The 23,646-nt window shown below is 61.4% G+C and carries 20 protein-coding genes and 1 pseudogene; 8 read left to right on the top strand and 13 right to left on the bottom strand.

The window, feature by feature from the left end:
* Positions 1 to 90 precede the first annotated feature (90 nt).
* From ACPW74_RS05010 to ACPW74_RS04995, 4 genes and pseudogenes are all read left to right on the top strand, one after another.
* Positions 91 to 1,998, top strand: a complete 1,908-nt coding sequence (locus ACPW74_RS05010; protein ID WP_411597808.1) for a hypothetical protein — start codon at positions 91 to 93, stop codon at positions 1,996 to 1,998.
* 64 nt (positions 1,999 to 2,062) lie between these two features.
* On the top strand, positions 2,063 to 2,287 hold the full coding sequence (locus ACPW74_RS05005; protein WP_134695860.1) for a hypothetical protein: 225 nt from the start codon (positions 2,063 to 2,065) through the stop codon (positions 2,285 to 2,287).
* A 12-nt stretch (positions 2,288 to 2,299) separates the two neighbouring features.
* A complete protein-coding gene (locus ACPW74_RS05000) occupies positions 2,300 to 2,464 on the top strand; it encodes a hypothetical protein (protein WP_157835327.1) in 165 nt (54 codons plus the stop codon).
* Between the two features lie 54 nt (positions 2,465 to 2,518).
* Positions 2,519 to 2,958, top strand: a pseudogene (locus ACPW74_RS04995) (DDE-type integrase/transposase/recombinase); the annotation flags it as partial.
* Positions 2,959 to 2,974: 16 nt separating this feature from the next.
* Here the strand turns inward: ACPW74_RS04995 and ACPW74_RS04990 are convergent.
* Positions 2,975 to 4,270: a methyl-accepting chemotaxis protein gene (locus ACPW74_RS04990; protein ID WP_017781097.1), complete on the bottom strand. Its 1,296-nt coding sequence runs from the start codon at positions 4,268 to 4,270 to the stop codon at positions 2,975 to 2,977.
* Between the two features lie 423 nt (positions 4,271 to 4,693).
* On the opposite strand from ACPW74_RS04990, the gene ACPW74_RS04985 reads away from it, so the two are divergent.
* Positions 4,694 to 5,725, top strand: a complete 1,032-nt coding sequence (locus tag ACPW74_RS04985) for an IS630-like element ISAhy2 family transposase (protein ID WP_425858617.1) — start codon at positions 4,694 to 4,696, stop codon at positions 5,723 to 5,725.
* Between the two features lie 260 nt (positions 5,726 to 5,985).
* Here ACPW74_RS04985 and ACPW74_RS04980 read toward each other — a convergent pair whose 3' ends face one another.
* From ACPW74_RS04980 to ACPW74_RS04960, 5 genes are all read right to left on the bottom strand, one after another.
* A complete protein-coding gene (locus tag ACPW74_RS04980; RefSeq protein WP_029303620.1) occupies positions 5,986 to 7,338 on the bottom strand; it encodes a tyrosine-type recombinase/integrase in 1,353 nt (450 codons plus the stop codon).
* 454 nt (positions 7,339 to 7,792) lie between these two features.
* The gene (locus ACPW74_RS04975) at positions 7,793 to 8,788 is read right to left on the bottom strand and encodes a sulfate ABC transporter substrate-binding protein (RefSeq protein WP_104453163.1); all 996 of its coding nucleotides are present in this window, start codon (positions 8,786 to 8,788) and stop codon (positions 7,793 to 7,795) included.
* A 329-nt stretch (positions 8,789 to 9,117) separates the two neighbouring features.
* Entirely contained in the window at positions 9,118 to 10,533 is a 1,416-nt protein-coding gene (locus tag ACPW74_RS04970; RefSeq protein ID WP_104453164.1) for an efflux transporter outer membrane subunit, read from the bottom strand.
* Positions 10,526 to 13,675 (bottom strand): efflux RND transporter permease subunit, encoded by a 3,150-nt coding sequence (locus tag ACPW74_RS04965; protein ID WP_104453165.1) that lies wholly within the window; start codon positions 13,673 to 13,675, stop codon positions 10,526 to 10,528. The genes ACPW74_RS04970 and ACPW74_RS04965 overlap by 8 nt, the downstream gene beginning before the upstream one ends.
* Before the next feature lie 17 nt (positions 13,676 to 13,692).
* Positions 13,693 to 14,874 carry an efflux RND transporter periplasmic adaptor subunit gene (locus ACPW74_RS04960; RefSeq protein ID WP_104453166.1) on the bottom strand — a complete coding sequence of 394 codons (1,182 nt, stop codon included), beginning with the start codon at positions 14,872 to 14,874 and terminating at the stop codon, positions 13,693 to 13,695.
* Between the two features lie 154 nt (positions 14,875 to 15,028).
* On the opposite strand from ACPW74_RS04960, the gene ACPW74_RS04955 reads away from it, so the two are divergent.
* From ACPW74_RS04955 to ACPW74_RS04945, 3 genes are all read left to right on the top strand, one after another.
* Positions 15,029 to 15,664 carry a TetR family transcriptional regulator gene (locus tag ACPW74_RS04955; RefSeq protein WP_010673709.1) on the top strand — a complete coding sequence of 212 codons (636 nt, stop codon included), beginning with the start codon at positions 15,029 to 15,031 and terminating at the stop codon, positions 15,662 to 15,664.
* Positions 15,665 to 15,754: 90 nt separating this feature from the next.
* The gene (locus ACPW74_RS04950; protein ID WP_223929906.1) at positions 15,755 to 16,318 is read left to right on the top strand and encodes a class I SAM-dependent methyltransferase; all 564 of its coding nucleotides are present in this window, start codon (positions 15,755 to 15,757) and stop codon (positions 16,316 to 16,318) included.
* A 167-nt stretch (positions 16,319 to 16,485) separates the two neighbouring features.
* Positions 16,486 to 17,664, top strand: coding sequence for a dicarboxylate/amino acid:cation symporter (locus tag ACPW74_RS04945; RefSeq protein WP_104453167.1), 1,179 nt, complete (start codon positions 16,486 to 16,488; stop codon positions 17,662 to 17,664).
* Between the two features lie 63 nt (positions 17,665 to 17,727).
* Here ACPW74_RS04945 and tesB read toward each other — a convergent pair whose 3' ends face one another.
* The 7 genes from tesB to rnm form a co-directional block, all read right to left on the bottom strand.
* Entirely contained in the window at positions 17,728 to 18,591 is an 864-nt protein-coding gene (gene tesB, locus ACPW74_RS04940; protein WP_043155558.1) for an acyl-CoA thioesterase II, read from the bottom strand.
* Positions 18,592 to 18,772: 181 nt separating this feature from the next.
* Positions 18,773 to 19,144, bottom strand: coding sequence for an endonuclease domain-containing protein (locus ACPW74_RS04935; RefSeq protein WP_104453168.1), 372 nt, complete (start codon positions 19,142 to 19,144; stop codon positions 18,773 to 18,775).
* A gap of 213 nt (positions 19,145 to 19,357) precedes the next feature.
* Positions 19,358 to 20,281 carry a 23S rRNA pseudouridine(2605) synthase RluB gene (gene rluB / locus ACPW74_RS04930; protein ID WP_010673705.1) on the bottom strand — a complete coding sequence of 308 codons (924 nt, stop codon included), beginning with the start codon at positions 20,279 to 20,281 and terminating at the stop codon, positions 19,358 to 19,360.
* Entirely contained in the window at positions 20,274 to 20,966 is a 693-nt protein-coding gene (gene scpB / locus ACPW74_RS04925) for an SMC-Scp complex subunit ScpB (RefSeq protein ID WP_104453169.1), read from the bottom strand. The genes rluB and scpB overlap by 8 nt, the downstream gene beginning before the upstream one ends.
* Before the next feature lie 41 nt (positions 20,967 to 21,007).
* Positions 21,008 to 21,883 (bottom strand): segregation and condensation protein A, encoded by an 876-nt coding sequence (locus tag ACPW74_RS04920; RefSeq protein WP_199770494.1) that lies wholly within the window; start codon positions 21,881 to 21,883, stop codon positions 21,008 to 21,010.
* Positions 21,876 to 22,496, bottom strand: coding sequence for an L-threonylcarbamoyladenylate synthase (locus ACPW74_RS04915; RefSeq protein ID WP_104453171.1), 621 nt, complete (start codon positions 22,494 to 22,496; stop codon positions 21,876 to 21,878). Before ACPW74_RS04915 ends, ACPW74_RS04920 begins: the two co-directional genes overlap by 8 nt.
* A 132-nt stretch (positions 22,497 to 22,628) precedes the next feature.
* Positions 22,629 to 23,510 (bottom strand): RNase RNM, encoded by an 882-nt coding sequence (gene rnm, locus ACPW74_RS04910; protein ID WP_104453172.1) that lies wholly within the window; start codon positions 23,508 to 23,510, stop codon positions 22,629 to 22,631.
* Positions 23,511 to 23,646: the final 136 nt, after the last annotated feature.

Raw genomic sequence — 23,646 nt, 5'->3', positions numbered from 1 at the left:
AGGTTATACCCGGATTAACTTGGCCCCCGGGATGGGGGCGTATTTTTTACATTTGTTCGGGTGATAAAAATGAAAAAGAACGTGTTGAGTATGGCTGTGGCTTGTGTGTTGTCCGGTGTCATGTTGACCGCTTGCGGGGGCGGTGGTGACGATAACGGGGGCGGCAGCAATGGTGGCAACAATGGTGGTGGCACCGACACCGGCAGCAAACCTCTTCACACCGCCGTCTTCCTGGATTCCGTCGTGGGTGGCCTCGACTATCGGTGCAACGATTACACCGGTGTCACCAATGCAAACGGGGAATTCCTGTTTGATGATGGCGACACCTGCGAATTCGCATTGGGCAACCAACGCCTGGGGGCGGTGACCCTCAAGGCGGGCAACTCGCTGGTGACCCCTTACACCCTGGCGGGTGACGACAAGGAGAAAGCGATCCGCATTGCGGCATTGCTGCAGACGCTCGACAGCGACAGCAATCCGGAGAACGGCATCACCCTCGACAAGGCGCAGGTCGCGCAACTGGGGATCGTCGAACTGGGTAGCGATGACGCCTTCAACACCTCCCTGGTCGAGGCGCTGAAAACAGCGGGCCTCACCAAGGCCATCGTCTCTCTGGCTGCGGCGAAAGCCCACCTCTCCGCCACCCTGGCTGGCGTCAATGGCCGCTCCGTGGCGGTCGACAAGGTGCTGAGCGATCTGCAGGGACTGACCGATCTGAAAAACCTGGACGTCGAGAGCAAGTTCAAGGAGTACAAGGAGACCCTGCAGGCCGAGACCGGCGAGAGTGGCAAGGTCGATCGCCAGATCGTGCTGGCCATGCTGACCATGCTGGAGGTGACCAACAACCCCGTGGTGGCTGAACGCCTGGGCTTCACCTCGTCCGCCATTGGCAGTGGTTACAGCACCAGCCTGGCCAAGGTGATGGATGTCATCATCCACACCCCCGGCACCGCCTCCGTGGCACTCAAAGGTGGCAAGGGATATACCCGTAACGTGGCCAAGCTGATGGGCGCCTATGCCGACAGCCTGGAAAACGTCGCGGCTGCCCTGGCCGATATCCAGGATCCGGATTACAGCGCCACCTATGGCGATGACGATACCGTCACCCTCAACCTCGACGGTGCCAAGGCACTGCGGGCGTCGGCGATGGCGATGGCATCGGCCCTCAATATCGCCGCCTCCTACCAGTACGGTCCGGACAGCGCCTATGTCACCCAGCAGGAAGAAGTGACCTTGCCGCGTATGCACATCAAGGACACCTGGGGCATGCAGCCGACCACCAACTATGAAGAGAGCAGCAGCACCTTCGAGACCCAGTTCAGTCAGCAGGAAATCGAGCCGGATGCGCTGGTGGCGCACGCCGATTTCTTCCGTTTGACCGACGATGCCAAGGCACGGTTGGCCAAGGCCAAGTCGCAGTTGAAGGATGCGGTGAGCCTCGCTCTGACCATCGATCAGAGCAAGCTGGACGAGTCGTTGACCCAGGATGAGATCGAGGCCAATGCCGCGACCCTCAAGGAGCTGGCGAACCACTTTGCAGGCACTGTGCCCACTATCCAGTGGGAAAGCGTCGAGACCCGATACGTCAATACCGGCATGGGCTGGCAGCCTCAAGAGGTGGGGGTGAAGTACAACATCAATGTGCTGCCGTTCTTCGATGAGATGCTGGATCGCAGTGACATGACAATCAAGGTGACCGGCGGCTGTGATGGCGCCGTGGGGGCGCGGGATGCCGAGCTGTCCAAGGCCATGGGAGAGCCCATGTGTCTCATCACGAGCGACGAGTTCAAGGCACTTGCCCAGAGCGATCGCGGCGCACTGAAGTACATCGGCTGGATGCAGGAAGATCAGGAGAGCCACACCGCCATCTATGCCAAGGGGGTGGGTTATGACTGGTCAACCCAGATGACACCGGTGGCCGGGTCGACCTTTGACAAGGTCTTCGTCTCCTGTACCGACCTGGATGACAACAAGGTCAGCTGTGCTGATCAGCTGTAAACCAGTGGGAGCGCTCCTGACGGGGGCGCTCCTGTTGTGGATGCCGGTGGCACAGGCTGCCGGCATGCTGACGCGCTACACCGATTATCGGGAGCGTGTCTTCGATCGTCAGGGTCAGTTGCAATATCAATTGACCACCCACGAATACTTACAGCGGATGCCCAGCGGGCGTCCGTCATTGTCCAGTCTGTTTGCGTTGCGAGAGATGCAACGAGCATCACTGCAGCTCAAGCAGGGCACCTTGATGGTGAATGACGTCATCGTGCGCTTCGAGCATGGGCATTATTAGGACGGCATGCTGATGATGGGGAACACGGAAGTGACCCTGCCTGAGGGCCGCATGCTGGCCGACTCTCTTCGATTTGATCCCGTCCATCATGTACTGGATGCTCCCCGCGCCCGGCTGCTCAGCTTTTCCGGTGAGGTTCTGGGCCAATACCGGGACTATCACCGCCCCCTTCGTTGACCCTGCAGAATGGTCTACGACGCCTAAGACCGTGTGCATACTGATGGAGCCTGAATCGTCGCGGTACTCGACCTTCATACCCGGCGAGCCATGGGCTGGGCGATGTCTGACAAACCTGATGCAGAGCTGGCAATAAAAGCGCTCGATATGCCCTATCAGCAACGAGGTTGCCTATCAGGCGTGCTGTTTCACTCCGCTCAGGGCAGCCAATATGGCAGCCGTGCGTTTCGGCAGCGGCTGTGGCGCTATAGCATGACCCAGAGAATGAGTTGATGTGGCAACTGCTGGGATACGCCCCGATGGAGCGGTTGTTCAGGAGTCTGAAGACTGAGTGGCTCCCGACAACGTGATACGTGAGCCTGCGGGAAACGAAGCAAGATATCAGTTACTACCGGATGGATTACTACAACTGGCGGCGTCCACATCAATACAATGACGGGATGCCGCCAGCAAAAGCCGAGATTCGGCCTAACCAAGTGTCTGTATTAAGTTGACCACTACATCACTTGCTCAGATGGAGAGTGCCGAGACCGTCTGCGAGACCCGGCTCGCCTCCCGGTGGATGTCGCTCATCAGCTTGTCCACCTCGCTGATTTGCTGCTTGCCGAGTTCGGCGCTGCCCGCCACCCCGGCCATGTCGTCGGTCACCCTGGCGGTCAGCTCGCGGTTCTTCTGCACCACCTTGGCTATCTCGCCGGTGGAGAGGGAGGTGCGGGCCGCCAGTTGGCGCACTTCGTCGGCCACCACCGCAAAGCCCCGTCCCTGCTCCCCCGCCCGTGCCGCCTCGATGGCCGCGTTGAGGGCCAGCAGGTTGGTCTGATCGGCAATGGCACTGATGGTCGAGACGATGGCCTCGATGCTCCTGGACTGCTCGTTGAGCTGAGCTATGAGGGCGATGGCCTGATCCACCTGGGCGGCGATCAGAGAAGAGGTATCGACCACGGCGCGCAGCAGCTCGGCACCGGCCTCGGCGCTGCTCAAGGTCTCCTGCGCCGTGCTGTGGGCGAGGTGGGCCGCTTCCCGGGTGGCGTGGTTCTGCTCAATGCGGGCCGTGATGTCGCTGGCGAACTTGACGACCTTCACCACCTTGCCGCTTTGATCCCGAATGGGGTTGTAGGTGGCCTCCAGCCAGACCGACTCCCCCCGGCTGTTGTGGCGCATGAAGAGGCCGGACTTGAACTGGCCGCGGGCCAGCTCCTCCCAGAATCTGGGCTGCTCGCGCAGGAAGGCCTCATCGCAGAAGATCCTGTGATGCTTGCCCACGATCTCGTTCAGGCGATAGCCCATGGCGTCGAGGAAGTTGGCGTTGGCGCCGATGATCTCGCCGCTCGGGGTAAACTCTATCATGGCCCGGGAGCGGTCCAGCGCCTGGGAGAGCGCCTCCAGGTGTTGCAGCCGCTGATGGCGGGCCGTCACGTCGCTGGCCAGCTTCACCACCCGGGTCACCCTGCCCTGGTTCTTCACCGGGAAATAGCTCGCCTCCAGCCAGCGCGTCTCCCCCTGTCGGTTGACCCGCTCGAAGGTGCCGGACTGCGCCTCCCCCTGGGCGAGGCGGCGCCAGAACTGCTGATAGTCGGTGGAGCCGGTCCAGCCTTCGGGGCAGAGCCGGCTGTGGGGCTGACCCGTCAGCTCACCCGCCTCATACCCCATCAGGCTCAGGAAGAGGGGACTCGCCTCCAGGATGATCCCCTCCGGGCTGAAGGTGATGGTCGCGGCACCGCCCTTGATCCCCTGGGCGAAACCCTGCTCTTCATCGAGCCGGGTCTGACAGGCCTGCAGCTGCGCCTTGAGTTTGTGATTGAACATGACACTCCTACCTCGTTGACGATCCGGATCGGCACCACAGCCTCACCCACAGAGGGTATCGGCACCGCCAGCCCCGATATGAGTATTTAGATGACTTTGGGCCATGGGGCGCGCAGTGTATAAAAAGCCACTATGCTGCCAAATATCGCCAGTACGTAAAATATTTTATCCCTGCTTACCCTGGTATCAATGCTCAAACCAAGTAAAACAACTCGCAGTGATGATGGTTTATGTGAGTTCGATGAACAAACTGAACACCCTTGGCCTGCCGGTCAGCAAGCCCCAAGTGTAACCGGCACTTGGGGTTGGGGAAGCTAAATAGCTGTTCCGAATAGTAGATCACTGGAGGAAGGGAACTCAGTCCAGTTTGTGCGATCTCATTAGTCGCCAAACAAAACAAGCCACACCCAAAGGACTGAGTTGATGCCTATCCTACCACCCCTGCCACGACCACAACGGCGCCGCATTCACAAAATCATCCATGCCACCCGTGATAAAGGGCATGCTCGTCGCTTGATGGCCATCTTGCTGTTACATGAAGGACGCACGATCACCGATGTTCATCACCTTACCGGCGCTGCGCGCTCGACCATCGGTCGTTGGCTTCGGTGGTATCGAGATGAAGGCATAGATGCGCTAGAAGCCTTACCGGCTGGCCGTGCCCCAGTCTTACCTATCGCCAAGATTGTCACCTTACTGGTGCTGCTCATGCAGTTTTCTCCGCAAGATTTTGGTTATCAGCGCAGCCGTTGGTGTACTGAACTATTGGCTATAAAAATCAATCGGTTAACAGGGCTCAATGTGGCAGCCTCCACGCTCCGCCGATGGTTACCTCGTATGGGCATTGTCTGGCGCAGGCCCGTGCCGACCTTGCGGATAAAAGACCCAGCCTATCAGGAAAAAATGGCGAATATCGACGCCGCGCTGGCCCGCTGTGATGCCGATAATCCGGTGTTTTATGAGGATGAAGTCGATATAGACCTCAATCCCAAATTAGGAGCCGACTGGATGTTCAGAGCGCAGCAAAAGCGGGTTGTCACACCGGGGCAGAATGCCAAGCATTATCTGGCAGGCGTTCTCCACGCAGGCAACGGAAGGGTACTTTACGCCAGCGGGATCAAGAAAAACTCATCGCTGTTTATTGCCATGCTGGAAAAGCTGCGCCACCACTACCGACGAGCCAAAACCATCACGTTGATCCTCGATAACTACATCATTCACAAAAGCAAACAGACCGAGCGATGGTTGAAGAAGAATCCCAAGTTCTGCCTGGTGTTCCAGCCAGTTTACAGCCCTTGGGTTAATCACATAGAACGGCTATGGCACAAGTTACATGAAACCATCACGCGCAATCATCAATGCAGAGGGATGGCAAACCTGCTGGCCCGAGTGAAACACTTCATGGATACCGTGTCTCCTTTCCCGGGGAATGGCTATGGCACAGCGAAGGTGTAGCACTATTGGGATCAGTTATTTAGGGTTTGCTCCCGGTGGGTATGTCGAGGTGTTTTTAACCAATCCTAACAATTGGTATGATTGTACAGATCTAGTTATCACCAGCAACAGACCACCTGACAGGCAAGGCTAATGGCTAGGGAAGGCGCCGCATCAGCTATATGCCCATCAGGTGGCTGCGTAGCATATCAGGCTAAACAGGCTCATAGAAGGAAGCGGCAATCGGCCGCTTCCTTCTTAGGTCTGATTGAGCTGAAAACTCAGCGTTTACCGAATGTCCCTTGGATTACGTTCCCCATAACATCAGATGATTTTTCTACTTCATATTGGGCTATTTGATGTTTCACAATATCCCCCCACCGAAGAAATAAACTCCTCAGTTTTTCAGGGTTACGTAAAGCACCCGCCTGATAAGTTCGCAGGAGTTTGTCACTGATCTGGTGGTTCAGCATATGCTCTATCTCTAGAGGTCCTGCACCAAGTTCAATTCCACAGCAGTTTGCAACACTGCGCCGCAGGTCGTGTACGCTAAAAGGCTCAAGTTCAGCCAGCTTACGCTTCTGTAGCCGGTCAAGGGCGCGCATAAGTGCGTCACCGGTGATGGCATGACCCAGCTTCGTCGTCGATTCGAACACATATGGACTGGTAGAGGAGGTTATCATTCGCTGCTCTGAAATGATTTCCTGAGCCAAAGGCGACAAGGTCACCACATGCGGGCGCCCATTTTTGGTTTCCGGAATCGTCCAGCGATCACCATCCAAGTGTGCCCACTGCATCGATATCACTTCACCTCGACGAACCGCGCTCAATATGACGATTTTAATTGCATTGGCGACACTTCCAGAAAGAACAGAAGTCGTAGCAATGCCACGGCCACCAGCTGTTAACGCTCCGCCACCTTCAACGCCCTCTTCTAATGCATGCCACAAGGCTCGTAATTCAGAGATTGGTAGCCAACGCTCTCGAGGTGGATTGGGGGTCGCATTGTAAACTTTGGGTTTGAGTGCCAACGTGGGACTAATCTCGATAAGCTGTCGTCGCATAGCCTCCTCCATCACCTGGTTCATTATCCCCATTGCTTTACGAAGTCCTTCAAGAGAGACCTTCTGTAGCTTCTGATAGTGTTGGTGGAGGACGGCCATGGTGATATCGCAAACTCGATATTTACCAAGGACCTTTTGCAAGTGTGTTTGGTAGATTCGACGATAATCAGTGACGGTTCGAAGGCTAATCTCTGATCGAACGCCATCACGGCGTTTTACGCTGGCTTTGTGGCTAAGCCATTGCTCAAACAGTTCATCAAGCACGAGCATCTGTTCGTTCTTTTGTTTAGCTTCTGCAACAACCTGACGGGGATCGATGCCCTGTTTGACTTGCCCCACCGCAACACAATGTCGCTCACGAGCTTGAGCAAGTCCCATCGCAGGGTATAGTCCAAGTACCATGGTTTGTTGCTTGCCAAGTAGCCTAAATCTATACACGAAGCGTTTTTGCTTACCGGCCCGAACCTCGAGTGATAACCCGTTACCATGTTTAGAGCTGATAGCAAATCGGGTTGCGGTTGCACCTTCTTTAAGCTCTGCTGCCGCGACTTGTCGATCTTGAGAAATCATCCTAAAACCTCGTATTGGGGTACCACATGGGGTACCACATTTGGCATCGTATAGGGTTGTATGTCGTTGGACAAGAGTGAATTTGACATGTGCTTAAGTTATTGAATTTAATGTAAATGAATTTGTTTATTGGATTTATCAAGACAGGATTAAACGTGAGTTTATTGACTTCGTAATGCGAAGGTCGTAGGTTCGACTCCTATTACCGGCACCAGACAGACGAAGGGTTGGCCTCAGTGCGAGGCCAACCCTTCGTGCCTTTTGTCCCGGGTCTCGGGCCAAGACGCCGGTGTAACTGCGCCAGAACACCCTCCCCTTCCAGGACACCACCATCCGCGACGGTCCTGTTCATCTTTCAGAGCCTGACGCACCAACCTGGCCCCACCATCAGAGAGGGCAGCCAGGCAGCCACGCCCCGGCTGCACCTGGGTGAGCATCGTTATCCCGGGGCCCCTCAGCGCTGGGCATAGATCTGGTCGAACACCCCGCCCTCCTTGAAGTGAGTGCGCTGGATCACAGGCCACTCGCCGAAGGTCTTCACCACGTCGAGGAAGGTGGCGTTCGGGAAACGGTCTGCAAACTCGGCGAGGATCGCCGGGTTGCGCGGGCGTAGATAGTTGCTGGCAGCAATGCGTTGGCCTTCGTCGGACCAGAGATAGGCCAGATAGGCTTCGGCCTCCTTGCGGGTACCCTGCTTGTCGACCACCTTGTCCACCACTGACACCGGCAGTTCGGCCACGGCAGTGACGCTCGGATAGACCACCTCGAAGCTGCCACGACCGAACTCCCGGGCAATCATCTCGGCTTCGTTCTCGAAGGTGACCAGCACGTCGCCTATCCGGTTCTGGATGAAGGTGGTGGTGGCGGCGCGGCCGCCGGTGTCGAGCACGGGAACCTGCTTGAACAGCTTCCCGACAAATGCCCTGGCCGCATCTTCATCGCCCCCCTGCTCCAGCACATACCCCCAGGCAGACAGGTAGGTGTAGCGGCCGTTCCCCGAGGTCTTGGGGTTGGGCACGATGACCTGTACCCCCTCCTTGAGCAGATCAGGCCAATCCTTCAACCCCTTGGGGTTGCCCTTTCGCACGATGAACACGGTGGCCGAGGTGAAGGGGGCGCTGTGATCCGGCAGGCGATCCGCCCACCCCTTGGGCACCAGGCCCCCATGCTCGGCGAGGGCGTTGATGTCGGTGGCCATGTTCATGGTGATGACATCGGCGGGCAGGCCGTCGATGACGGCGCGCGCCTGCTTGCTCGATCCGCCGTGGGACATGTTGATCTGCAGTGGCTCCCCGCCTTCTGCCTGCCAGTGCTTCAGGAAGGCTCCGTTGTACTCCTTGTAAAAATCGCGCATCACGTCATAGGAGGCGTTGAGCAGGGTGGCCGCCTGGGCCAGCGGGGCGAGAGCCAGTCCTGCAACAAGCAGGGTGGCGGGCACGAGTCGTTTCATTTCACATCCTTGGAATGAGGGGCGAGTGACTGACTATAAGAGTCGACCATTTATTCTTTGAAAGAATAATTACGGCACAGCTTATGCGATAAATGGCATCGCCTGGGTCCGTCGCAACGGATGACGGCGATGAGGTGGTCACCTCCAGGCGGGTCATGATGGTTGCCGAGGGCGGCGCCCATGAACGTGGGGCTCCTTCTGCCCGCTCCCTGCCCCGGACAGGGAGCGCCGTTGTCACCTGCCTCAATTTGGCTTCTCGACATGACAGATAAAAAACGGGGCGAACCTAATGGTTCGCCCCTGATGCTTTTTACGTCAACCCCGAGGGGTCAACCCTGTTTGTCTGATGCCGGCTCTGCGTCCTTCGGCGCCTGCCAGCCGCCACCGACGGCCTTGTAGAGGGCGACCTGGTTACTCAGCTGGGCGAGCCGGGTGCTGATGAGCCCCTGCTTGGCGCTGAACAGGGAGCGCTGGGCATCGAGGCGGGTCAGGTAGCTGTCCACCCCTTGCTCGTAACGCACCTCCGCCAGCCTGAAGTAGGTCTGATTGGCATCCACCAGCGCCTGTTGCGCCTGCAGTTGCTGCGCGTAGTCCGCCTGGGCACCGAGGGTGTCCGCGACCTCCTTGAAGGCGGTCTGGATGCTCTTCTCGTAGCTGGCCACCGCCTGCCTGGTCCCCACCTCGGCCACGTCCAGATCCGCAACGCGCTTGCCGCCATCGAAGATGGGCAGATTGATCTGGGGCATGAAGGTCCAGGTGCCGGTGCCGCCGTCAAACAGACCGCTCAACTGGTTGCTGGCGGTGCCCGCCGTCGCGGTGAGCGAGATGGTCGGGAAGAAGGCTGCGCGGGCCGCTCCGATATTGGCGTTGGCCGCCTTCAGGTTGTGCTCCGCCGCCAGGATGTCCGGGCGTTGCTGCAACAGGCTGGAGGGAGCCCCCACCGGGATCGGCGCCAGTTTCACCTCGGCCAGGGTGGCCGGTTGTGCCGCCAGCACCGGAATATCGGTGCCAAGCAGCAGGGCCAGACCATTTCTGTCCTGCTTCACCAGACGCTGGTATTGCGCCTGGCTGACCTTGGCGTTTTCCAGTGCCGTGCGCCCCTGGGCCAGCTCCATCTCGGAGGCGGCGCCCAGGCGGTATTTGTGCTCGGTCAGGGCATAGCTCTCCTGCTCGGTGGCGAGGGTCGCCTGGCTCAGGGCCAGCAACTCCTGATCCGCCAGCAGGGTGAAGTAGGCATTGGCCACCGAGGCCACCAGCGCAATCTGGGTGCTGCGCTGGGTGTCGATTTGCGCCAGATAGGTCTCAAGGGCCTGATCTTTCAGGCTCTGGATCCGGCCAAACAGATCCAGCTCATAGGCGGTGATGCCGATGTTGGCGCCGTACTGGCTGCTGATGGTGCCCTGCCCCGTACTACTGAGATCATCGGATCCCTGCTGGCGGGTACCGCTGCCACTGGCGGCCAGGGTCGGCAACTGGGCCGCCCGCTGGATACGGTATTTCGCCTCGTAGGCCTCGACGTTGAGGGCTGCCAGGCGCAGATCCCGGTTGCTCTCAAGAGCGGTGCCGATCAGCGTCTGAAGGGCCGGGTCCTGGAACTGCTGGCGCCAGGGGGCAAGTTCCCCCTTGGCGGCCAGGTCAGCTTGCCAGGAGGCGCCTTGGGGCAGCTCGGGGCGCTGGTAGTCGGGGGCCATGGAGCAGCCCCCCATCATCAGGGTCACGCCCAGGGCGATCAGGGTCTTAGTCATGGTTGATCTCCTTGGTGTGGACACTCTCTTCCCCGGCATGCTTGCGTTCGGTGAAATAGCGCATCACCAGCACAAAGAACAGCGGCACGAAGAAGATGGCGAGCACGGTGGCACTGATCATCCCCCCCATAACGCCGGTCCCGATGGCGTTTCGGCTGCTGGCGCCCGCCCCGGTGCTGATCACCAGGGGCAGTACCCCCAGGATGAAGGCGAGCGAGGTCATCAGGATGGGGCGCAGGCGCTGACGCGAGGCCTCCACCACCGCATCCCCGAGCCTCATCCCCTTGTCGTGCAGCTCCTTGGCGAACTCGACGATGAGGATGGCGTTCTTGGCCGACAGCCCGATCGTGGTGAGCAGGCCTACCTGGAAGTAGACGTCATTCTCAAGCCCGCGCAGGGTCGCGGCCAAAATGGCCCCCAGCACCCCGAGCGGCACCACCAGCATGACCGAGAACGGAATGCTCCAGCTCTCGTAGAGGGCCGCCAGACAGAGGAAGACCACCAGGAGCGAGATGGCGTACAGGGCCGGCGCCTGGGAGCCTGCCTGACGCTCCTGGAAGGAGAGGCCGGTCCACTCGATGCCGATCCCTTCCGGCAACTGTTTCACCATCTCCTCGATGGCCGCCATGGCATCACCCGTACTCTTGCCCGGGGCCGCCTCACCGACGATCTCCATGGCGGAGACACCGTTGTAGCGCTCAAGACGGGGCGAGCCGAAGCTCCACTCCGTGCTGGCAAAGGCGGAGAAGGGCACCATCTGGCCCGCGCTATTGCGCACGTACCACAGCTTCAGATCTTCCGGGTTCATCCGGAAAGGGGCATCTGCCTGCAGATAGACCTTCTTGACCCGGCCTCTGTCGACGAAGTCGTTCACATAGGAGGAGCCCCAGGCAGCCGACAGGGTGTTGTTGATGTCGGTGATGGAGAGCCCCTGGGCCAGCGCCTTCTCGTAATCGATCTTGATGTCGAGCTGGGGCGTGTCTTCCATCCCGTTCGGGCGTACCCGCACCAGGTTGGGATCCTGCGCCGCCATGCCGAGCAACTGGTTGCGCGCCTGCATCAGCTTCTCGTGACCCAGACCGCCGCGGTCTTGCAGGAAGAAGTCGAAGCCGGTGGCCGTGCCGAGTTCCGGAATGGGGGGCAGGTTGAAGGCGAAGACCTGGGCTTCCTTGATGCTGAACAGGAACCCCATGGCGCGGCCGATGATGGCATTGGCGCTGCGATCTTCTCCCTTGCGCTCGCTCCAGTCCTTGAGCTTGATGAAGGCCATGCCGCTGTTCTGACCGCTACCGGCGAAGCTGAAGCCCGCCACCGTCAGCACGGAGTCCACGTTCTCCTTCTCGTTCTCGAGGAAGTAGTCGCGCATCTCCCCGAGCACCACCTCGGTCCGCTCCTTGGTCGCCCCCACCGGGAGCTGCACCATGGACATGATGACCCCCTGATCCTCTTCCGGCAGGAAGGAGGTGGGCATGCGCATGAAGAGCACCGCCAGCACCGCCAGCATGGCCAGATAGATGATGCCGTAGCGGGTGCCCTGCTTGATCACCTTGCGCACGCCGTTCTGGTAACGGTTGGCGTTGGTGTCGAAGAAGCGGTTGAACCAGCCGAAGAAACCGCGCTGGGCGCCGAATTCACCGTGCTTCATGGGTTTGAGCAGGGTGGCGCACAGGGCCGGGGTCAGGATCAGGGCCACCAGCACCGAGAGCACCATGGCCGAGACGATGGTGAGGGAGAACTGGCGATAGATGGCACCGGTAGAGCCACCGAAGAAAGCCATGGGCACGAACACCGCCGACAGCACCAGAGCGATGCCCACCAGGGCGCCGGTGATCTGGGTCATGGACTTGCGGGTCGCCTCGAGGGGGGAGAGATCCTCCTCGCTCATCAGACGCTCCACGTTCTCCACCACCACGATGGCGTCATCCACCAAGAGGCCAATGGCGAGCACCAGACCGAACATGGTCAGGGTGTTGATGGAGAAGCCGAAGGCCGCCATCACCCCGAAGGTGCCGAGCAGGACCACGGGCACCGCGATGGTCGGAATCAGGGTTGCCCGGAAGTTCTGCAAGAACAGATACATGACGCAGAAGACCAGGAAGATCGCCTCGATCAGGGTCTGCACCACCTCCTCGATGGAGATCTTCACGAACGGCGTGGTGTCGTAGGGATAGACGATCTCCATGTTGGCCGGGAAGTACTCGGAGAGTTCACCCAGCTTGGTCCGCACGTGCTCGGCGGTGTCCAGGGCGTTGGCACCGGTCGCCAGCTTGATGGCGACGGCGGCGGTGGCCTGGCCGTTGTAGAGCGCGGTCGCGTCGTAGTTTTCACCGGCAAGTTCGACCCGGGCCACGTCCTTGAGCTGGACCTTGGATCCGTCCTGGTTCACCCGCAGCAGGATGTTGTTGAACTCCTCCACGGTGGAGAGCCGGGTCTGGCCCATGATGGTGGCGGTAAATTGCTGATCGCTCACCGCAGGGGTCCCCCCCAGCTTGCCGAAGGCAACCTGGGCGTTCTGGGCCTTGATGGCGGCCTGAATGTCGGCCGGGGTCATCTGCACCCGGTTGAGCTTGTGGGGATCGAGCCAGACGCGCATGGAGTACTGGCTGCCGAACAAGGTGATGTCACCGACCCCATCCAGACGGCTCAGGGGCTCCTTGATGTTGGCTACCACATAGTCCGCCAGGTCATCGTTGGTCATGGCGCCATCGGTGGAGATGAAGGCGGCCACCATCAGGAAGCTGCTGGAGGTCTTCTGGACCCGCACGCCCTGTTGCTGCACCTCTTGGGGCAGGAGCGACATGGCCTGTTGCAGCTTGTTTTGCACCTGCACCTGGGCGATGTCGGGATCCGTGCCCGGCTTGAAGGTGAGGGTCACGCTGACGTTCCCTGACGAGTCGGATTGCGCCGACATGTAGAGCAGGTGATCCAGCCCGGTCATGTTCTGCTCGATGATCTGGGTCACCGAGTCTTCCACCGTCTTGGCGGAGGCCCCCGGGTAGCTGGCGGAGATGCCAACCGCCGGCGGGGCGATGGTCGGGTACTGGGCCACCGGCAGGCCGATGATGGCCATGGCCCCGGCCAGCATGATCACCAAGGCGATCACCCAGGCGAAAATGGGTCTATCTATGAAAAAACGTGCCATGAGGCGACTACTCCATCCTACTGCTTGGTTGCCGGGGTCTGTTGTGCGCTGTTACCGGCACGTTCAGTGGGCGCCACCACGACCCCGGGTTTGACTTTCTGCAGACCGGCGACGATCACCTTCTCGCCAGCCTTGAGACCGGACTCCACCACCCAGCTGTCGCCGGACATGCGGCCGACCTGCACTTCACGCAGTTCCACCTTGTTGTCCGCCGTCACCACCATGACGGTGGCACCGCCCTTGGGGGTACGGGTCACGGCAGTCTGGGGCACCAGCAGGCCTTGCGGGCGCTCGCCCTCCTGCAAGGTGGCGCGCATGAACATGCCGGGCAGCAGCAGTTGATCCGGGTTGGGCACGATCACCCGCAGGGTCACCATGCCGGTCGCCTCGTCCACGGTCACGTCGGAGAACTGGAGGGCTCCTTTCTCGCCATACTGGCTGCCATCTTCCAGCTGGAAGCTGACACCGGCCCCGTCCTTCTCCCCCTGGGTCAGCTTGCCCTCGGCCACCAGGCGCTTGAGGCGCAGCAGGTCGGCGGTGGACTGGCGCACGTCCACGTACATGGGATCGAGCTGGGAGATGGAGGTGAGGCTGTCCGCCTGCTGGGCGGTGACCAGGGCACCCTCGGTCACCGCCGACTTGCCGATGCGGCCGCTGATGGGGGCCGTGATGCGGGTGTAGGCCAGGTTGATGTTGGCGGTCTGCAATGCGGCCTTGGCGGCCCCGATCTCGGCCAGCTGCTGTTTCCAGGCCGCGTCGGCGTCGTCATACTCCTGGCTGCTGATGGCTTTCACCTTCACCAGCTCGGCGTAGCGCTGGGCCTTGAGGCGGGCGCTGCGCTCGTTGGCCTCGGCCTTGGCGAGGTTGGCCTTGGCGGAAGCCACTTCGGCCTGATAGACGGCGGGATCAATCTGATAGAGCAGCTGACCGGCCTTGACGTCGCTCCCCTCGGTGAACAGGCGCTTGAGGATGATGCCGTTCACCTGGGGACGCACCTCGGCCACCCGCAGGGGGGCGGTGCGGCCGGTGAGCTCGGACAACAGTTGCAGGGGGGCCGTATGGAGGGTGACCACGTCCACGGCGGCGGGAGGCATCTCCCCCATGGCCTGCTGGGCCCCGTCCTTGTCACCACAGCCAGCCAGCAGGCTGCTTGCCAGCAAGGCAAGGCCGACCGAACGTGCGAGAATATGTTTATGCATCAAGTCTCTGAACCTCAGTTTCAATCAAAAAGAAGTGACAAAACCACAGGGTTTATAAGGCCCCTGTTGGTAAAACGGCGAAGATGAGGCAATATACATACATTCATGAATGTATGTAAGAAACTTTTTTCACTTTTAAACAGGACCGGAGTCAATGGCCAGACGCACCAAAGAAGAGGCGCAGCAAACCCGCTGCAACATCATGAGCACGGCCCTGGATCTCTTCTGCCAACAGGGGCTGGCACGCACCAGCCTGACCGATATCGCCAAGGCGACGGACCTCACCCGGGGCGCCATCTACTGGCACTTCAAGAATAAAGAAGAGCTGTTCGTCACCCTGTGGGAGGAGCTGTGTGCCCCCCTCTCCCACCAGCTCGATGCCTGCGTCGACGAGGCGGAGCCGGATCCCCTGGGCAAGCTGCGCAGCTTTCTCAAAGAGGTGATGCTCAAGATCAGCACCGAGCCCGCCCACCAGCAGATGTTCACCATCATGTTCAATCTGGAATCCATGGAGGGAGAGGCCGCCGTCATGCGCGAGCACATGCACCTGCAATCCATGAATTTCTTCCGGGATCTGGAGATCACCCTGGCCAATGCCGTGCGTCGCGGCCAACTGCCCGAGGGGCTGGATCTGCGCCGCGCCGCCACCCTGCTCCACTGCACCCTGGACGGCTACATCATCAACTGGCTGCACTTCCCGGATCGCATCGATCTGATTGAGGAGTCGGACTTTCTCCTCGATACCCTGTTCACCCTCATCGCGAGCCCCACCCTTCGCCGCCACCCCTGAGTCTGCAAGACGCGCCGCCCCCGCCCATGCTCAACAGCCGGGGGCAAACCTGCTAGAGTAACGCCCCCCACCACGATGAGCCCGACACCCTTGCCACACGCCCCCGCGCCGGCGCACGACGCCGCCCCTCGCCCCGCCCTCGTGGCAGGCGCCCATGCCCTCTTCCTGGCCCTGCTGGGCAGCGGCCGTCATCTGCTGGAGGCCGGTTGCGGGGCAGGAGAGGATCTGCGCCTCTTTCGCCAGCAAGGCCTCACCGTGACCGCCTTCGATGCGAGCCGGGCGCAGGCCGCCGCCGCCTCGCGCCTGTGCGGCCAGCCGGTGCGAGTCTGCCGCTTTGAGCAGATGCAAAGCGTCGTTCCCTATGACGGCATCTGGGCCAGCGGCTCCCTCCCCTGTCAGCCCGAACACGAGATAGTCCCGGCGCTCGGTCATCTGGCCACCCTGCTCAAGGCCGGGGGCCCCCTCTACGCCTCCTTCCCCCACGGGAAAGGCGAACCGCTGCCACGGTCGGGGGAATATCCCCTGCAGACCCGGCTCGACGAGGCGGGGCTGCGACGCCTGATCGCTCCCCTCCCCTTCACCCTGCACCATGGCTGGGTGGGGGAAGATGAGGTGAACGGCCCCTGGCTGCACGCCTTGCTGGTGCGGCGCTGATCCGCGACCCCCCCGAGGGCAGTGACACCTCACGGCATTCAGCCCATTAACAATATTTAACCCTGAGTTAACCACCATAAAGCAGACAAGATGCGGTGTTTGTGTTAAAAAGCGGCATTAAAATCAAAATTAAATAACAAATCAGACACCAACACCTGGATTCCCCCATGAAACTCGTTCTCAATCTGGTTGCCGGTATCCTCGCCGGCCTGCTGCTCGGTCTCTATGCCCCCGAATGGGTCGCCCGCGTGCTGTTCACCGCCAAGACGGTGATCGGCCAGCTCATCACCTTCACCATCCCGCTCATCATCCTCTTCTTCATCATGAGCGGCATCGCCAGCCTGCCGAAGAACTCCGGCAAGCTGCTGGGCAAGACGGTGGGGCTCTCCTACTGCTCCACCATACTGGCGGGCCTGTTCGCCTTCACCGTGGCGAGCCACCTGATCCCGCACCTGACCACGGCCGCCGAGCCCACCGCCGAGGCAGCCACCAAGCTCGCTTCCTATATCAACCTCGAGATCCCGCCCCTGTTCGGGGTGATGTCGGCCCTGGCCGCCGCCTTCGTGTTCGGCATCGGCATCAGCGCCACCCAGGCCACCGACCTGCGCCGGGTCGCCGATCAGGGCCGTGACATCATCGACCGCCTGCTGGCACGCGTGATCATTCCCCTGCTGCCCTTCTACATCGCCGGCGTCTTCGTCGAGATGACGGTGGAAGGCACCGTCTTCGCCACCCTCAAGACCTTCGGGGTAGTGCTGGTGATGGCCATCGTCATGCACTGGATCTGGCTCTGCGTCCTGTTCGTCGGCACCGGCCTCGCCCAGGGGCGCTCCCCCGTCATGCTCATCAAGAACATGCTGCCCGCCTACTTCACCGCCCTTGGCACCATGTCCAGCGCCGCCACCATTCCGGTGGCCCTGCAAGCCAGCAAGCGCAACGGCGTGAGCGACGGCATCGCCAACTTCACCGTGCCCCTGTGCGCCACCATCCACCTGTGCGGCTCCACCATCACCCTGGTGACCTGCGCCACGGCGGTGATGTTCCTCTCCGAGCACCTGGCCATTCCGGGCTACGGCACCATGGTGCCCTTCATCATGATGCTGGGCGTCATCATGATTGCCGCGCCGGGCGCACCGGGTGGCGGTGTCATGTCCGCGCTCGGCCTGCTCACTTCCATGCTCGGCTTCGGTGAGGCCTCCATCGCCCTGATGATCGCCCTCTACCTGGCCCAGGACAGCTTCGGCACCGCCTGCAACGTCACCGGTGACGGCGTCATCGCCCTGTGGGCCGATCGTTTCGCCCAAAGTGGCGAGCCAGCACTCAGCACCGAGCAGGACGCAGCCTGATAGCGCAGACAATAAAAAACGGGAGCCATCGGCTCCCGTTTTTCGTTGGCGCAAGGGGGCGTCTCAGCCCCGGCGACGGATCACCCCTTCCTGCATGGTGCTCGCCACCAATACCCCATCCCGGGTGAAGAACTGGCCGCGCACCAGACCCCGACCGCCGCTGGCGCTCGGGCTGTCCACCACGTAGAGCAGCCAGTCGTCCAGCCGGAACTCCCGGTGGAACCACATGGAGTGATCGATGGTGGCCACCTGCATGTCCGGCTCCCAGTAGGAGACCCCGTGGGGCTGCAGGGCGGCGAACAGGAAGTGGAAGTCGGAGGCATAGGCCAGCAGGTAGTTGTGGACCCGCTGATCGTCCGGCACCGGGCCATTGGCCTTGAACCAGGTGTAGCGAAGGGGCTCGTGGACATCCGGGCGAATGGGGTCCACCAGGGTCACGGGGCGAATTTCGATGGGCTTCTCGCACAGGATCTTGTCCCGCAGGGCCGCCGGGATCATCTGCTCGTAGGGACGCACCAGCTCCAGCTCGCTCTTGAGCTGCTCCGGGGGCGTGATGCTGGCCGGCATCTTCGCCTGGTGCTCGAAGCCCTCGGCTTCCACCTGGAAGGAGGCGTTGAGGTAGAAGATGGGCTTGCCATTCTGGATGGCCTTGACCCGGCGGGTGGAGACGGTCTGGCCGTCGCGGATGTTCTCCACGTCGTAGACGATGGGCTTGTTGGCATCCCCGGGGCGCAGGAAGTAGGAGTGGAAACTGTGGACCTGGCGGTCGCTTGCCACCGTCTGCTTGGCGGCTGACAAGGCCTGCCCCATCACCTGTCCGCCAAACACGGATCGCAACCCGAGATCCTGGCTCTGGCCCCGAAACAGGCCCTCCTCGATCTTTTCGAGCGCCAGCAACGCCAGCAGCTCATCCAGTACCTTGCTCATTGGTTTCTCCTGTCTTTGTGCGCGAAAGGCTAACAAGCCCGTCCCGACAGGGCAACCATCCTGATGCACATCCCCGTCTGCAACCACCTCCCCTTCAAAAAAGGGAAGTGTATGACGCTTTCCAGCCCGTACAGAGGGCACTCTGGCCCCCTCCCCTGGCAAGGGGAGGGCTGGGGTGGGGTCAGACGCGATCAAGCCATGCCCGAATAGAGACAACCACCCCGGGTAGATTTTCCATCACCTCCCTGTTGCTAAATCTCAGTACCGTCAGCGACAGGGCCGCCATGTAGGCATCCCGTCGCTTGTCATGACGCAGACCCCGCATGTCGAAATGGCTGTTGCCATCAACCTCAATGACCAACAACCGCCCGGGGCAGTAAAAATCCGCAATGTATGGGCCTATACCTTGCTGACGGCGAAACTTGACTCCGAGTTGCCCAGCCCGAAGCGCCTGCCACAATCGCCGTTCAGGCTCTGTTGGATTGTTTCGTTGTTCACGCCGTTTATCCAGCGTGGCCTCGCGGTTGAAAACACGAACTGGCTTCTCGTTCATGACAGTATTCCTCCGACTATGACCCTTGTCAGCATAACAACTACTCACCCCCTCCCAGCCTCCCCCTTCAAAAGGGGGAGGAGCTTGTCTGGCCCTTTCTCTCCCCTGTGCGATTCAGTCTCAAGGAGCCCGGCAGGAGCAGAAAACAAAAAAGCCCGCACCTTGGGGTGCGGGCTTGTGGCGTGTCCGGGGCGAGCGGCCCGTGGTGGCGGCTTACTTGCTGCCGGTGCCGGAATTGCGGGTGGAGGAGGTCGGCTTGCGACGGGCGGTGGTGGCACGGGCGCGCGGCTCCTTGCCCTGCATCTCCTTGTGGCGCTTCACGGCGCGACGGATCTGGGCGGCCTGCTTGTGGCGGGTGCTCTTGCCATCCTGCTGCAGATCGACCTTGGATTCGGTCTCGTTGGGCAGGTTGACCAGGCCGCGCAGGTAGTTCACTTCGGGCAACTTCAGCTCCTGCCAGCCGCCGCGGGGGATGCCGCGATCCAGGGTGACGTCGCCGTAGCGGATACGCATCAGGCGGCTCACCTGCACTTCCTGGGATTCCCACAGGCGGCGCACTTCCCGGTTGCGGCCCTCGGTCAGGGTGACGTTGAACCACTGGTTCAGCCCTTCACCGCCGGCCGGCTTGATCTTGTTGAACTTGGCCATGCCGTCTTCCAGCTGCACGCCCTTGCGCAGGCGCTGCAGCATGGCTTCGGTGATCTCGCCAAAGACGCGCACCGCGTATTCCCGCTCCACTTCGTGGCTCGGGTGCATCAGCCGGTTCGCCAGCTCGCCGTCGGTGGTGAACAGCAAGAGACCGGAGGTGTTGACGTCCAGACGACCCACCGCAATCCAGCGGGCGCCATCCATCTTGGGCAGACGATCAAACACGGTGGGACGTCCTTCCGGATCGTGGCGGGTGCACATCTCCCCTTCGGGCTTGTGGTAGGCCAGCACGCGGCAGATCACTTCCTCTGCGGCGCGGGTCTTGACCTGGTGGCCATCCACCCGGATCACGGCGTTCACTTCGACGCGATCCCCCAGCGTGGCGACCTTGCCATCCACGCTGACCCGACCTGCGGTGATCAGGGCCTCCATCTCACGACGGGAGCCTTGACCCGCGCGGGCCAATACTTTTTGCAGTTTTTCACTCATCGGGGTTACCTGATTGTTGATCGCTGCCCGCCGACATCGCGGACAGCATGGATGTCTGTGAGGCCGCCTCGCGGGCATCCTCACCATGTTCATGCGCAAGACGGCCCGCGGCGGGCCGCCCATCGCCTCCCTCGTCCGGCATGAGCGACAAGGGATGGGGCAGTTCGGGATCCAGCTCGGGGAGCTGCTCCAGACTCTGCAGATTGAAATAGTCCAGAAATTCGCGGGTGGTGGCGAGCAGCTCGGGACGACCCGCCACCTCCTTGTGTCCTATGCTGCGCACCCAGCCGCGCTCTTTCAAGGTGTTGACGATCTGGCTCGAGACCGCCACCCCGCGGATGGCTTCTATCTCTGCCCGGGTGATGGGCTGACGATAGGCAATCAGGGTCAGGGTTTCCAACACGGCGCGGGAATAACGGGGCGCCCGCTCGCTCCACAGGCGAGAGAGCTCCTCGGCATACTCCTGGCGGGCCTGGAAACGCCAGCCGGAGGCGACCTCCTTGAGCTCGACCCCCCGCGTCTCATAGTCTTTCTTGAGCTCCGCCAGCAGCAGCTGGACGTAGCGGCCGGTGACCGGGTAATCCGCCAGCACGCTGCCCTTGAGCTCGCTGACGTTGAGCGGGCGCCCGGCGACGAACAGGGCCGCCTCGATCAGGGTCTTCAGCCGTTCAGCGGGCAGCGCCACGACAGGCCTCCTGGGCTATGCCCATGGCCGTGAGCGGCCGCTCAGTGTACATGCTCATGCGCCGTCTCCTGACTTGCCAGGGCAAAGTGGATGGGCCCCAGGGGCTCTGCCTGCAGGATCCAGATAAGCTGCTCCTTGCACAGCTCCAGCAGGGCCAGGAAGGTCACCAGTACCCCCATGCGCCCCTCCTCGGCCCGCAGCACCTGCTCCAGGCGCAGGGTCTGGCCCAGGGAGAGCATGGCGAGGATCTCCGCCATCCGCACCCGGGTCGGGATCTGCTCCCGGCGGATCTGGTGATGCTCAAAATGAGTCGCGCGTTTTACCACACTTTGCATGTAAAGGGCGAGCTCAACCAGTGAAACATCGGGGGCCAGCGGCTTCAGGGCACCAAAATCCGGCGGCAGGGCCGCGGCGACGAAGATCTCCCGTTCCACCCTCGGCAGGGCATTGACCCGCTCCGCCCCCAGCTTGTAGCGCTCGTACTCCTGCAGGCGGCGAATGAGGGTGACGCGAGGGTCTTCCCCCTCCTCCTCGTCCTCCAGCTCCGGGGCCTTGGGCAGCAGCAGGCGGGATTTGATCTCCGCCAGCCAGGCCGCCATCAGCAGGTACTCCGCCGCGAGCTCGAGGTTGAGCCCCTGCATCAGCTCCACGTACTCCATGTACTGGGCGGTGATCTGCAGGATCGGCAGGTTCAGGATGTCGAGCTGCTGGCGCCGGATGAGGTAGAGCAGCAGATCCAGCGGCCCCTCGAAGGTGTCGAGAAACACCTCCAGCGCATCGGGGGGGATGAACAAATCCTGGGGCAGCTCGTGGTAGGGCTGCCCCAGCACAGTCGCGATGGGCGGGGGAAGGGAGCTTTCCCCAGCCGTGCCCGGTGCGCTCAGCGCCTCGGGCACGGGGTCGGCAAGATCACTCAAACGGCGTCGGATCCCCGGCACCGCGACGGCGCAGCACGGGCTCGTCGTCGGAGAAGTCCACCACAGTGGTGGGCTGCTCGCCGAGATACCCGCCGTTGACCACCAGATCCAGCTGCTTGCCGAGCTTGTCGGCGATCTCCTCGGGGTCGAACTCCGCCATCTCGGAACCCGGCAGGATCAGCGTGGTAGAGAGCAGCGGCTCGCCGAGCGCCTCGAGCAATGCGAGCGCTATGTTGTTGGCAGGCACCCGGATACCGATGGTCTTCTTCTTCTCGTTCATGAGGCGACGCGGCACCTCCTTGGTGGCCTTGAAGATGAAGGTGTAGGGGCCGGGGGTGTTGTTCTTGATCAGACGAAACGCGCTGTTGTCCACCTTGGCGTAGGTGGAGATCTCAGAGAGATCACGGCACACCAGGGTGAAGTCATGGTTCGGTTCGATGCGGCGGATGCGGCAGATGCGCTCCAGCGCGTCCTTGTTGCCCATCTGGCAACCCAGGGCGTAACCGGAGTCGGTGGGATAGACGATAACGCCGCCACTTTGCAGGATCTGCACCGCCTGGCTGATGAGGCGAGCCTGGGGATTGTCCGGGTGTACGTAAAAATGCTGGCTCATATGTTCTTCTCGCGATTGGGGCACGCTCGTTGCCCGCTTCATGGTCAAGGGCCACCTGGCCCATGACACTACCTTAACCTGTTTGACGCAGACTCGCCCGCATCAAAGACGCTCTCCCGCCGGTGGCAACCCTCAGCGGCTGGCCAGCAGGCCCGCATGCTCCTCCGGGGTCAGCCCGAAATGGCCGGGGTGGCCGAGCCAGAGCGGCATGCCCTCCTTGGGCAGCCAGAGGTGGCGGCCAAGCTCGGTCCAGTTGGAGGGGAAGTGAAAATCGGACCCCACCGAAATATAGAGATCGTGCTCCCTGGCCCACTGGCCGAGATTCGCCCGCTCCTGGGGGCTCTGCTGGGGCAGGGAAACCTCCATGGCATCCCCCCCGACGGCCTTGAAGGCCACCAGCAGCCGCTTGATCCACTTGGCGGTGAGATTGTAGCGGCTCGGGTGAGCCAGCACCGCCAGCCCGCCTGCGGCGTGGATGGCCTCGATAGCCTCTCCCATCCCGGGCCACTCGGCGGGCACATAGCCCTTGTTGCCCCGGCTCAGGTACTTCTTGAACACCTTCTGCATATTGTCGGCCACCCCGCGCGCCACCAGCACCCGGGCAAAGTGGGCCCGGGTCACGGCGGCGTCACCGGCAAGCTGCTTGGCCTCTTCATAGGTGCCCGGGATGAGGCACTTCTCCAGACGACGCCCGATCTCCTCGGCGCGCGCCTCCCGGCGAGCCCGCTGCCCTGCCAGAAAGGCGAGCAACTGGGGATTTTTCTCGTCCACCCCGAGGGCCACGATGTGGATCTCGTGATGCTCCCACCCGGTGGAGATCTCCACCCCGCTCACCAGGCGCAGTGGCAGCTGGTCAGCCGAGATGGTCTGGCGCACTTCTTCAAGCCCGTCGAGGGTATCGTGGTCAGTGACCGCTAACACCTCCACCCCTTTTTCGGCGGCGCGGCGCACCAGGTCGGCGGGGCTCAGCACCCCGTCCGAGGCGGTGGTGTGGCAATGAAGATCGAATATCATCGGCGTGTTTCGCTCTTGTTTGGGACCTGCCTGGAAAAGGCCGGCAAAAAAGCGACTTGACTTGGCCGCGGCTTTATCGTTTTCTGTAGGCACTTCATTGCAAACATCTTTTTACAGGACTCAATCTCATGCAAGC

Origin of the sequence: Aeromonas sp. INTO2, assembly GCF_049860605.1 — a bacterium.
Lineage (GTDB): Bacteria > Pseudomonadota > Gammaproteobacteria > Enterobacterales > Aeromonadaceae > Aeromonas > Aeromonas caviae.
Note: the sequence above shows the minus strand (reverse complement) of the source record. Positions and strands in the feature narration are given on the sequence as shown.